This window comes from Rhodothermaceae bacterium (genome assembly GCA_009838195.1).
In the GTDB taxonomy this organism is placed as follows: Bacteria; Bacteroidota; Rhodothermia; order Rhodothermales; family Bin80; genus Bin80.
In genome coordinates this window covers 101,633-113,807 of sequence record VXSC01000036.1, presented here as the reverse complement: position 1 = coordinate 113,807, position 12,175 = coordinate 101,633, and the positions used below count along the sequence as shown (strand labels likewise).

Below are 12,175 nucleotides of genomic sequence, written 5' to 3'. Positions count from 1 at the left end.
TTTAGCTTTACGGATCCGAATTCGCCTACACTGCGTTTGCCGTCAATCCAGTTCCATTTCAATGCAATCCCTCTCCCGGCTAAACCACTACTTTATACGCTACTGGCGGTTGTTCGTACCGGGCCTCCTATTTACGATGATCTCTGCAATTTTTGCAATTGCAGTGCCCGTCGTGGTTCGGCAAGCCATTGATAGCCTTCCCCGTTTTGAGAGACTTTACCGGCAATTTGAAGCAACTGCCCTACAACACACATTGTACTGGGATTTTTTCTGGACGCTTCTGATTTTCGGTCTGATCATCATTGGCCTGAGTTTGGCAAACGGAGCATTTACGTTTTTGATGCGGCAGACCGTGATCGTAGCTTCACGCCATATCGAATTCGATATGCGCAATGCATTGTATGATCACCTGCAAAAACTCTCAGCCAATTTCTATCACCGGGCAAGGACTGGAGACGTAATTACACGTGCGACAAGCGATATTGAGCAGGTACGCCGCTATATCGGACCGGCGATCATGTACTCTACCAGAGCCCTCGTGATTGTGATTACTGCGATTACGGCCATGCTCATTATCTCGCCGACATTGACATTTTATGCACTCATGCCAATGTCTATTCTTGCCGTGTCAATGTTCATTATTGCACACTTTGTGCATAAGCGTAGCGAGGCACTTCAGCGTCAGTACGCACAACTCACAAGCCGTGTTCAGGAAACACTTTCAGGGATTCGGTTGGTGAAAGCCTATGCGCGGGAAGAGACGGAGACCCAGGCATTCGAGAAAGAAAGCCGTTCCTACAAGACGAGAATGCTCGGTCTTGCGCGAGTAGAGTCGGCGTGGAGACCGGCTTTTGTGATTGTCGTCGGGTTGTCGGAAATCGCGGTCGTCTGGATGGGTGGACGTCTGGTCTCCGAGGGAATTATTACAATAGGAAACATTGCAGAATACATTATCTATGTTGCGCTCATGACATGGCCGGTCGCTGCATTTGGTCTTGTTATTTCTATGATGCAGCGGGCTAGCGCTTCTTCAGAGCGAATTTATGACGTCTTGGATCAGGAGCCAGATATATCGGATGGTTCCCTTACGAATCATTCGATCAGAAAGATTGACGGACGAGTCACTTTTCAAAATGTATCATTCCGGTACGAAGAGCATCTTCCGTATGCACTTCGGGATTTATCCTTTGATGTGCCTGCCGGAAAGAGTCTTGCCATTGTTGGGAAAACAGGATCAGGGAAGTCAACCTTGATAGATCTGATTGGTCGTCTGGCGGAGCCAACGAGGGGGCGGGTCTTGATTGATGGCCGAGATGTACAAAAATTGCCACTCAGTGTGCTCAGGGAAAAGATTGGGTATGTTCCGCAGGATGTATTTCTGTTCAGCGATTCGATAGGGAATAATATTGCTTTTGGAACGGTGGATGCATCGGAAGAAGAAATCCGTCAGGCGGCATTTGAAGCGGAGCTTCTCGAAACCGTTCTGGAATTTCCAGAAGGACTCAATAGTGGGGTGGGGGAACGAGGGGTCTCACTCTCCGGCGGACAAGCCCAGCGAACGACCATCGCTCGTGCATTGATCCGGCAGCCACGAATATTCATTTTAGATGATGCGCTCAGCAGTGTAGATACAAACACTGAGTCTCGTATCCTTGAGCATCTGCGTAAAAGGCAGGGGCATCATACCATGGTCATGATCAGTCATCGCATTTCAAGTATAAAGGGGGTAGATCAGATCATTGTACTTGATCAGGGGCGTATTGTAGAGCGTGGGACGCATGAGTCTCTTATGCAGCAGAATGGACTCTATGCACAGATGTATCAGCGCCAATTACTTGAAGAAAGGCTCGAAGCATTGCAGTAAGTTGATGGAATTAATACCATTGGGGACATCTTCAGCGACGATTGTTCAGGATCGGGGATTATCTGCCTATGTGCTCCGAAGCCGGGGAAAGGTGCTCCTTTTTGATTGTGGGGACGGGACGCAGTTCCGTCTCCTGAAAGCAGGGATTCGTAGGAGTCGTATCCGGGCAATCTTTATTTCGCACTTGCATGGAGATCATTATCTGGGGATTTTTGGGCTCCTGATCTCAATGTCCCTGGAGCGACGCGAGCCCCCACTTACGATCGTAGCTCCCCGGGAGCTTATAGATATCATAGGAGCGATCCCAGGACTTCGACCGGGGGAAATTCATTTTCAAATTCAATACGTAGTACTGGAGGAAGACTGTAAATCGCAAGAAGTCTACCGGGGGCATGGGCTACAGGTCCGTGCTGCGCCATTGGATCACGGCAGATTCTGTGTTGGTTATCGTGTGGAAAAAATAGATGGGCCAAACCAAATTGATGGTGTGTTGGCACATGCGCACGGGATAGATCAGCAAGAACAGTTTCAAAGGCTAGCTGCGGGGCATACTATTCAGCTACCAGATGGGCGAACGGTTTCTCCCGATCAGGTGAAGAAGCGGTCACGGGGAGCCTTCGCATATGTCACTGATACACGTCCATGTGAGGGGGGATTGGATCTTGCCGGGGATGCAGATTTACTGGTGCATGATGCCACGTTCAGTCAGGAGGATACAGAGCGTGCCTCCTCCACCGGGCATAGTACAGCACGTGATGCGGCGTTACTGGCGAAGACAGCTGGTGCAGGTAAGTTGCTACTGACTCATTTCAGTGCCAGATATTCAGACGTGACGCTTCTCAGGCAAGAGGCAATAGCGGTTTTCTATAACACGGAGATTGCGGAAGAATATCGCGAGTATTCTATCGTTTTCGAAGGTGACACATCACAGACCGATTCCCCGAATGAATAAAGCAAAAGGTCTGGATCGGAGATTATTAAGGCGCATCATCGGATACCTGATACCCTATAAGCATTGGGTAATTCTTGCATTTTGCCTGGTGCTTCTGGCTTCGTTTTTGGGTCCACTCCGCCCGTGGTTGATTCGTTTGGCGATTGACCATCACATTGTCCCCGGCGAACTGGACGGTTTATCTTTATTAATCACTGCCCTGTTGGGAGCGATAGCATTGGAGGGGGCATTGGTGTATACGAATGCGTACTTCACCCAGTGGATTGGGCAGCAGGCGATTTACGATGTGCGTGTACGTGTTTTTCGCCATGTACAGAGGCAATCCCTCTCTTTCTTTGATCGGACGCCCATCGGGCGACTGATCACCCGTACGACATCGGATGTGGAGGCGCTAGCGGATGTACTTTCCGCGGGAATTGTAGTGATTATGGGGGATATGTTCAAACTGGTGTTCATTGCGGCATTCATGTTCAGCCTCAACTGGGTTCTTGCACTGGTTACGTTGTGCGTGATGCCGTTCATGCTGTTGGTGACGCTATGGTTTAAACGAAACGTTCGAGGACAATACCGGGAGACGCGTAAGCAGGTCGCACGTCTGAATTCGTTCATGCAGGAGCATGTAACGGGGATGCTGATTGTACAGCTTTTCGGTCGGGAGAAGGTGGAGATGGAACGTTTTGAAAAAATCAATGATGAGCATCAGACCGCGCAGCTCAAAACAGTCTTTTACCACTCACTCTTTTGGCCTGCGGTGGACATCATTGCATCAACCGCGATAGGATTTGTGCTATGGACAGGTGGGGTCAGTGCAATCGGCGGTGCACTGACCGTTGGGATTCTGATTGCCTTCATTCAATACTGTCGACAATTCTTTGAGCCGATTCGGAATTTATCAGAGCAGTTTAATACGCTTCAAGGTGCGATGGCGGGTGCAGAACGTATTTTCGACGTGCTTGACAATGATCAGTCACTGCCCGATGTGGAAGTGCAGGATCCTCCACAAAGGTTTGAAGGAGATATTGTTTTTGATGATGTCTGGTTTGCCTATAAAAACTTGGATGATGGAACGCCAGATTGGGTATTACGGGGGGTATCGTTTACGATTAGTAGAGGGCAGAATGCAGCAATTGTAGGAGCAACAGGTAGCGGAAAAACAACGATTATCAGCCTCCTCATGCGTTTTTATGATATTCAGAAGGGACAAATCCTTCTGGATGGGAAGGATATCCGTACACTCCGAATCAAGTATCTGCGGTGGCGTATTGGTTTGGTGTTACAGGATGTTTTTCTATTCTCGGGATCGATATGTCGCAATATTTCGCTGGGAAACCCTGATATTTCCCTCGCTCAGGTGAAGCAGGCTGCAAGCGCGATCGGAGCAGATCAATTCATTGAACAGCTTCCGAAACAGTACCACCATGATGTAGGTGAGCGGGGAGTATCCCTTTCACAGGGACAAAGGCAATTACTCTCATTTGTTCGTGTCCTAGCACATGATCCAGATATCTTAGTACTCGACGAAGCGACCTCCAGTATTGATACGGAAACGGAACATATCATCCAACACGCTCTTGAAAGGGTACTGGAAGGGAGGACCTCCTTGGTCATTGCCCATCGACTGTCAACAATCCGTCACTCGGATACCATCCTTGTGCTTCACAAAGGAATTTTAAGAGAGCAGGGAACGCATGACGAATTAGTTGCAGCTGGCGGCCTCTACCAGACGCTCTATGAATTGCAGTATCAGGAGCAGGAAAAGACCATGGAGGTATACTAGGGAATGAAGCGGGGGCTGTTATGAGATGGTAAAGCCATAAGGCTCTCTTTGGAGGTCACTGAAGAAATAAAATGAGGCTCATCAACAGATAAATGGAGATGTTACAGTCTGATCAAGCATGCTGCACAGTCAAAGAAACTGTGCGTGAAAAGTACGATGCAATTGCCCGGGGGGAGCGGGATTGTGGATGCCGCATGGTGGATGAATTTGCTTATCAGGATACTCCCGGTTACCAGGTAGAGGCTGACTTGGGATTGGGTTGTGGGACTCCGGTGGATTATGCAGACCTGAAACCGGGAGAGACCGTACTCGACTTGGGATCTGGTGCTGGCCTTGATGCAATGATTGCTGCACCACTCGTAGGAAAAAAAGGAAAGGTTCTTGGTGTCGATTTGGCTCCATCCATGGTTGCAAAGGCAAAAGAAAATGCAATTGCTGTGGAAATGGATAATACGTTTTTCCAAGAGGGGGATATTGAGGATCTTCCAATTCAAGATGCTTCCATTGATGTTGTCATCAGCAATTGCACACTGAATCTGGTCCCGGATAAAGAAAAAGCTTACTCGGAGATCGCCCGTGTACTGCGGCCAGGTGGCCGCTTCATCATCTCAGATGTGGTGACGGTTGGGAATCCAGATCCTGGACTGATAAGGAAGGCAGAGGAAGCTGCCGGTTGCGTTGCCGGGGCGGCGGAAAAAGACGCCTATCTGGAATTGATTGCACAGGCAGGATTCACGGAGCCGGAAGTCGTACGCTTCCGGCCTCTTGAAATTATTAACAAGCAGGATGGACTTGCAAGCCTTACCATCCGAGCCCGGCGGCAATCTCAAGACCTCTAATCACATCGTTCATGGATCATTATTATCATCGTTCACACCTACCCCGGTTCGGAGAGATTGCTGAGGGAAATCAGGAATTGGCCGACGCATTCTTCACCTACTACAACAAGGTATTTGAGGAAGGAGCCTTAACAGCCAGGGAGAAGGCATTGATTGCCTTGGCAGTGGCCAACACCGTTCAATGCCCATACTGCATTGATGCGTACACGACGGCATGTCTGGAAACGGGTTCGGATTTAGAACAGATGACCGAAGCAGTACATGTGGCGACTGCAATTCGAGGCGGTGCGGCATTGGTGCATGGAGTGCAGATGCTCGACCAGGTGAAGCGCTTAACGATGTAATTTTGGATGGGACTCAGATCTGAGAGATGATTGCTTTGAATACACTTCCTCAGGGCCCACGTGCCACGTCTTCGCTGTCTGCTCGGGTTGCTCCACTGGCACATCCCGAGGAGCAATTGAAGGTGCTTAACGCTGTACGTACGACCGGAGGGCCAACAAACAGCGGTCAGTTTGAGCTTGATTTAGCTTCCTGCGGGTGGCCACGGCTGAAGCCGGACAGGTTGGAGATTGTGCAGATCAACCTTGGTAAGCTTTGTAATATGACCTGCCGACACTGTCATGTTGATGCAGGGCCGGATCGTACCCATGAGAACATGGACCGGGAGACCGTTGATGCTTGCCTGCGGGCGATTGACCGATCTGGGGCCCAGGCAGTTGACCTTACGGGCGGAGCTCCTGAACTTAACTCTAATTTTGAGTATCTCGTTGAGGAATGTGTGCACCGAGGGCTTCGTGTTCTTGATCGATGTAACCTCACGATTTTGCTTACTCGCCCCTATGAACATTTACCTGAATGGTTTGCAGACCGGGGCGTAGAAGTTGTTTGTTCGTTGCCCCATTACCGCAAAATCGGTACCGATGCGCAGCGTGGAGATGGGACGTACCGCAAATCCATCCAGGCACTCCAGCGCTTGAATCAGGCCGGGTATGGGCAGGGAGACCCGCGTCGCAAATTGGTCTTGGTGACAAATCCTGTTGGAGCGTTCCTGTCAGGGAATCAGTCCTCCCTGGAAGCAGAATGGAAGACGGCTTTGGCACGCAATTACGAGGTCAGTTTTGATCAACTGCTGACGCTCAATAACTTGCCAATGTCACGATACCTGGAGTGGCTTGTAGACACGAATCAGGTAAAGCTTTACTTGAACAGACTGTTGCAAGCATTCAATCCTTCGACAATTGCAGGGTTGATGTGTCGAAATACACTCTCCATAAGCTGGGATGGATATTTATATGATTGTGATTTTAATCAGCAATTGGAGATGCGCATGGATATCCCTAGGCCGCATGTACGGGATTTTGATCTTGCTACTTGGCAGGACCATGCAATACGTACGGCACGTCATTGTTATGGATGCACAGCCGGGGCAGGAAGCAGCTGCGGTGGGGCGATTGCATAGTTTGAACCATAAATGTGTTTCTCACAGCTCGCTGGGATTCACGAGATGCAAAATTATGGGATTCAAGACGGCTATCTGATCAAGATGTGCGTCAGTAGGGCAGTGATTTTTACACACGAAATAGAATAAAATCCAGGAATTATCCTAACTAATAATCGGGCGTTTCAGATCATTGTTTTTGCCGATACTTTCGTATCCGGACTGATTTCTAACCTGACCGGACACCATGCACTACACGATTCTGCGATTCTTTCCTCACCTGCTTGTGTCCGTCCTTGCGGTGCACTGTGCGGCGCGAGCGCTCCAGGCACAAGCCGTACTGGACAGTTTAAATACGCTGAAGGTAGAACCTGAAAACTGGTGCACTGATTATGATCGTAGTGAATACTCGTCAGGTGTGAGAGATATTGAACAGCAAATCGTAGAGGAACAAGGGGGGATGTTTTCACCCTACGACGGCATGTGCTTTGAGTCTCTGAGAGAATCAGATATAGAGCATATCGTAGCAGTTTCAGAGGCACACAGTTCAGGTATGTGTGCACGGAGCAATGAGGAAAAGCGTTCTTTTGATGCCGACCTACTAAACTTGACTTTGGCAGAACCCTATCTGAATCGCTACCAGAAAATAGCGAAGGACTTCGCTGAGTGGCAACCGGATCAAAATGTATGCTGGTACGCTGCCAGAATCGTAGACGTAAAGAGCAAGTATGATCTAACGATTGATCAAGCCGAAAAAGATGCCCTTGCCCAAGCGCTGAATAATTGTATAGATTCAGGAAGTACCTTGGCGATGGAGGTTCCACAATGTAGAATTGGCACGAGTGTGGAGAATGCCCCACGTTATGCGGAATTCAGAGTCCCCACAAACTATCCCAATCCCATAACGGATCACACTACGTTTGTGATCGATTCACCAGTTCAAACGGTCGTGAGTATCCAGTTGCTAGACGTCTTGGGGAGAGAGGTTTTGTCGTTGCCAAATGTATCAGTGGCGGCAGGCAAGAAACAGTACATTCGCTTGACAGAATTAGATATACCCCCGGGAATCTACCTGTACCAGATAATGGCAGAATCTGGTGCCAGTAAGACAGGAAAACTGGTAAAGAAGTGAACTGAATAATCGACAATAACCGCATATACGGAGGAGAAAGAACCTCTAGATCCTCTTGGAAGCTCAAACATGGGGTAGGGCCTGAATAAATTGGGCAAAGTCAAGAGGTAGTACATTGGGTTGGATGTAGCACCACACACGTACGATGATACTGTTGTAGGTCCTAGCCCTCAGCTCGTAGAGCTCGTTGTGCTGTCGAATACCAAAATCGTAACGATCAACTCGGCAACAGTTTCGCCTTTATCAAGTTTTAGGCAAGACTAAATTTATAATTAGCCGAATGCGTACACTCATCGGATGCCTCGTAGGACTGAGTTTGTTGGCCTACTGTACTCCAATGGAGAGTTCAGATAATCTACTTTCTGATCGCGCAATCAGGGTTGTGGCTACGACAAGCATCATTGCAGATCTGGTTCGTGAGGTTGGCGGCTCGGAGGTGGTGGTGGAATCGTTAATGGGACCGGGAGTGGATCCGCATCTCTATAAGGCTAGTGCGCGGGATGTTTCGAGAATGGCCGAAGCCGATCTTGTTGTCTACAATGGGTTGCACCTGGAGGGGAAGATGGGAGATCTCTTTGAGGCAATAAAAGAACAAGGAAGAGCAACGATTGCAGTTGCCGAAGTCGGTGTACCCGATAGCCTCTTGATCACATCGGAACTCTTTCAGGGGAATTATGACCCTCATGTATGGTTTGATGCAACGCTTTGGGCCCAAGCTGCACAGGCTCTTGCAAATGCACTTGGAGCATTGGATCCCGGGCGTGAAGAGTTGTTTTCATCACATGGAGAAGCCTACGCCATTGAATTGATGGAGGTGGATGCGTATGTGCGAAGAAGGGTTGCCGAGATTCCCGAACAGAAGCGGGTACTCGTAACATCGCATGATGCATTTGGATACTTTGGGCAGGCTTATGGTCTCGAAGTGCATGGTCTTCAAGGGATTTCCACTGTGCTAGAAGCGGGAATGGCAGATGTGCAGGATCTGGCAACTCTGGTGGCTGAGCGAAGAATTCCAGCAATGTTTATTGAGTCTTCGGTTTCTCCACGTGGCATTGAAGCGGTACGGGAAGCCGTAAAAGCCAGAGGCTTTGAGGTAAGCATTGGTGGTACATTGTACGGAGATGCACTGGGAGGGGCATCTACCCCGGCATCGACCTATTTGGGGATGATTCGACACAACATTGATACAATCGTCAAGGCGCTTTCCAATGGTGAACGCAATAGAAGTTCGTGACCTTACCGTAGCCTATCGAGAACGTCCGGTCCTGTGGGACATTGATTTGGATGTTGCTTCGGGAGTATTGATGGCGGTTGTTGGTCCCAACGGTGCGGGGAAGACGACCCTGATCAAAGCAATTCTGGGATTGATGAAGCCGGCGGCTGGCCAGGTCCGCATCTTGGGGAAGCCGTACCGCAATGTAGCTTCGTCTGTAGGGTACGTGCCGCAACGTGGAACGGTAGACTGGGATTTCCCAACCAGCGTATTGGATGTGGTCTTGATGGGGCTGTACGGTCGGCTTGGTTGGATTCGCCGGCCCGGTCGTAGCGAGCGCAAGGAAGCGATAGCTGCGCTCGAAAAGGTTGATATGGCCGGGTTTGCTCATCGTCAAATCAGCCAATTATCCGGAGGGCAGCGGCAGCGCGTATTTTTGGCACGTGCCCTGATCCAAGACGCTCGTGTATACCTTATGGATGAGCCCCTGCAGGGTGTAGATGCGACGACCGAACGTGCGATTATTGACATCCTGCACTCTCTGCGCTCATCCGGAAAAACGGTTCTGGTCGTACATCATGATCTCCAGACGGTCTCAACCTATTTCGATGAAGTCTTGCTTTTGAATGTACGCCGCATTGCAAGTGGACCCGTCTCAGAAGCGTTCACAGATACGAATCTGGGACTTACCTATGGAGGGCGCATTGCAATCATCAAGGATGCACAATAAGCATGGAGCAGTTCTTCGACGACTATACGCTCCGCACGGTCACACTCGGTACTGCCATACTCGGTGCTGTAAGCGGTGCGTTGGGCACGTTTGCAGTGCTGCGAAGGCAGAGCTTGCTGGGAGATGCCGTGTCGCATGCAGCTTTGCCGGGAATTGGCCTTGCGTTTATTCTGACCAGCAGTAAAGCTTCTCTAGTTTTAATGGTGGGAGCAGGCTTGGCCGGATGGTTAGCCACAGCAGTTGTTTTACTTGTAACCACAAGTACACGCGTCAAGTACGACAGTGCCCTTGGGCTTGTATTGTCGGTGTTCTTTGGTGCCGGTCTGGTACTTCTGACCTTTATACAGAAATATCCCAATGCCAATCAGGCGGGACTTGATTCGTTTCTGTTTGGTCAGGCAGCATCCCTTGTTGTAGGAGATGTCATTACGATGACGGTCTTGGGTGGGATTGTGTTGGTGGCTTTGCTCTTGTTTTGGAAAGAGTTCAAGCTGCTTGCCTTTGACCCAGAGTTTGCGCACAGTCTGGTATTGCCAGTGCGCTGGTTGGATATCGGGTTAACGACACTTCTGGTAGTTGCAATTGTGATCGGGCTCCAGACCGTGGGAGTAGTTCTGATGAGTGCCATGATCATTGCACCTGCAGCAGCGGCGCGTCAGTGGACGGATAACTTGGGAGTCATGGCGTTGATCTCAATGGTTACAGGGGCTCTCTGTGGGGTCGGTGGGGCATTGTTGAGTACGACCACCTCGAATCTACCGACTGGTCCAACCATTGTGGTATGTGCTGGTGGGTTCGTCGTTGTATCCATACTAATTGCACCACATCGCGGAATTATTTGGCAGCAGGCTCGCCAAACGGTCCAGAATCGTAAACTCAAGAGCGAGGCAGTTCTACTGGACTTATTTGAGTTAGCAAGAAAGCATGACGATTTGGGATACCCGCATATGGAGACCGCCCTGAGAGTCATCCACCCAAAGAAAGGTACGCTTTATCGGCAGCTACGTAGATTGGAAGGCAGGGGGCTGGTAAAGATGTACGACAGCGGGGCGTGGGCGCTGACTCCAGATGGGATTCTGACCTGTAATAGGCTCTTAGGTGAGCGGATCCGATGAGTACGTTTCAGTTGGAAATCCAATTGGTAGCTGCTATCGTTGCCGCCGCGTGTGCGCTTCCCGGGACGTTCCTCGTTCTGAGGCGGATGGCGATGATGAGTGATGCGATCAGTCACGCAATTCTGCCTGGCATAGTGGTCGGCTTTTTTCTAACTGGAAATCTGTCGTCCCCACTACTCATATTGGGTGGGGCGGCAGCGGGCCTACTCACAGTCGTATTGGTTGAATGGATACGAAAGACAGATCGTGTGCGTGAAGATGCCGCGATTGGGTTGGTGTTCTCGAGTCTGTTTGCCGTCGGTGTGATCTTGATTGCACGGTTTGCTAGTGATGTGCATCTGGATACGGATGCCGTGCTGTTGGGGGAATTGGCGTTTGTGCCATTTGATCGTCTGGAAATTGCAGGATATGACCTGGGCCCCCAGGCTCTGTATGCGACAGGGGGCGTTGGGCTACTCTGCATGGGGTATATACTTCTGTTCTACAAAGAACTGAAGCTGGCCACATTTGATGGTGCTCTCTGTGCAACGCTGGGATTTTTGCCGGGGGTACTTCACTATGTGTTGATGGGACTGGTATCCATGACCGCGGTCGCTGCATTTGATGCCGTTGGATCAATTCTGGTTGTTGCCCTCATGGTTGGGCCTCCAGTAAGTGCTTACTTGGTCACCAATCGGTTTGGGCACATGATCCTCTACAGTGTAGCTCTGGGCATTACCGCCTCGATATCAGGGTACTGGGTGGCACATCTCTTTGATGCGTCAATTGCAGGGTGTATGGCGGTCATGGTCGGCTTACAGTTTGCCATTCTGTTTTGTGTAGCCCCGGAGCAGGGATTATTAGCTGCATGGAAACGAAGAAAGCGCCAGAAGTGGCAGTTTGCCATCAAGATGTTGGTCATCCATCTACTGCAACATGAGGCGACACCCGAGGCAGAGCAAGAGTGTCGTATTGATCACCTGCAGGGCCACATGGCATGGGAGGAGTCTTTTGCGCAAGGGGTAGTTACCCGGGCTGCATCGCAGAACTTGCTGCACACAGTTGGAGAGTATTTAGAGTTAACGCACACGGGTCGCGAGCTCGCCCGCGAAGCAATTGTTCATTCCTGAAGC

11 protein-coding genes are annotated in these 12,175 nt (G+C 50.0%); all 11 read left to right on the top strand.

Going from position 1 to position 12,175, the window contains the following annotated elements:
* The first annotated feature begins 61 nt into the window (after positions 1–61).
* Positions 62–1,864, top strand: coding sequence for an ABC transporter ATP-binding protein (locus F4Y64_08235; protein ID MXX97582.1), 1,803 nt, complete (start codon positions 62–64; stop codon positions 1,862–1,864).
* Complete coding sequence (locus tag F4Y64_08230) at positions 1,779–2,816, top strand: ribonuclease Z (GenBank protein MXX97581.1); 1,038 nt, start codon at positions 1,779–1,781, stop codon at positions 2,814–2,816. The genes F4Y64_08235 and F4Y64_08230 overlap by 86 nt, the downstream gene beginning before the upstream one ends.
* The gene (locus F4Y64_08225) at positions 2,809–4,593 is read left to right on the top strand and encodes an ABC transporter ATP-binding protein (protein MXX97580.1); all 1,785 of its coding nucleotides are present in this window, start codon (positions 2,809–2,811) and stop codon (positions 4,591–4,593) included. The genes F4Y64_08230 and F4Y64_08225 overlap by 8 nt, the downstream gene beginning before the upstream one ends.
* Positions 4,594–4,691: 98 nt before the next feature.
* Entirely contained in the window at positions 4,692–5,432 is a 741-nt protein-coding gene (locus tag F4Y64_08220) for a methyltransferase domain-containing protein (GenBank protein ID MXX97579.1), read from the top strand.
* An 11-nt stretch (positions 5,433–5,443) separates the two neighbouring features.
* Positions 5,444–5,776, top strand: coding sequence for a 4-carboxymuconolactone decarboxylase (locus tag F4Y64_08215; protein ID MXX97578.1), 333 nt, complete (start codon positions 5,444–5,446; stop codon positions 5,774–5,776).
* A 26-nt stretch (positions 5,777–5,802) separates the two neighbouring features.
* On the top strand, positions 5,803–6,894 hold the full coding sequence (locus F4Y64_08210; GenBank protein MXX97577.1) for a radical SAM/Cys-rich domain protein: 1,092 nt from the start codon (positions 5,803–5,805) through the stop codon (positions 6,892–6,894).
* Between the two features lie 226 nt (positions 6,895–7,120).
* Positions 7,121–8,005: a T9SS type A sorting domain-containing protein gene (locus F4Y64_08205; GenBank protein MXX97576.1), complete on the top strand. Its 885-nt coding sequence runs from the start codon at positions 7,121–7,123 to the stop codon at positions 8,003–8,005.
* Between the two features lie 280 nt (positions 8,006–8,285).
* Entirely contained in the window at positions 8,286–9,239 is a 954-nt protein-coding gene (locus F4Y64_08200) for a manganese transporter (protein ID MXX97575.1), read from the top strand.
* Positions 9,214–9,948, top strand: coding sequence for a metal ABC transporter ATP-binding protein (locus F4Y64_08195; GenBank protein MXX97574.1), 735 nt, complete (start codon positions 9,214–9,216; stop codon positions 9,946–9,948). The genes F4Y64_08200 and F4Y64_08195 overlap by 26 nt, the downstream gene beginning before the upstream one ends.
* A gap of 2 nt (positions 9,949–9,950) precedes the next feature.
* Complete coding sequence (locus tag F4Y64_08190; protein MXX97573.1) at positions 9,951–11,063, top strand: metal ABC transporter permease; 1,113 nt, start codon at positions 9,951–9,953, stop codon at positions 11,061–11,063.
* On the top strand, positions 11,060–12,172 hold the full coding sequence (locus F4Y64_08185) for a metal ABC transporter permease (GenBank protein ID MXX97572.1): 1,113 nt from the start codon (positions 11,060–11,062) through the stop codon (positions 12,170–12,172). The genes F4Y64_08190 and F4Y64_08185 overlap by 4 nt, the downstream gene beginning before the upstream one ends.
* The last annotated feature ends 3 nt before the right edge of the window (positions 12,173–12,175 follow it).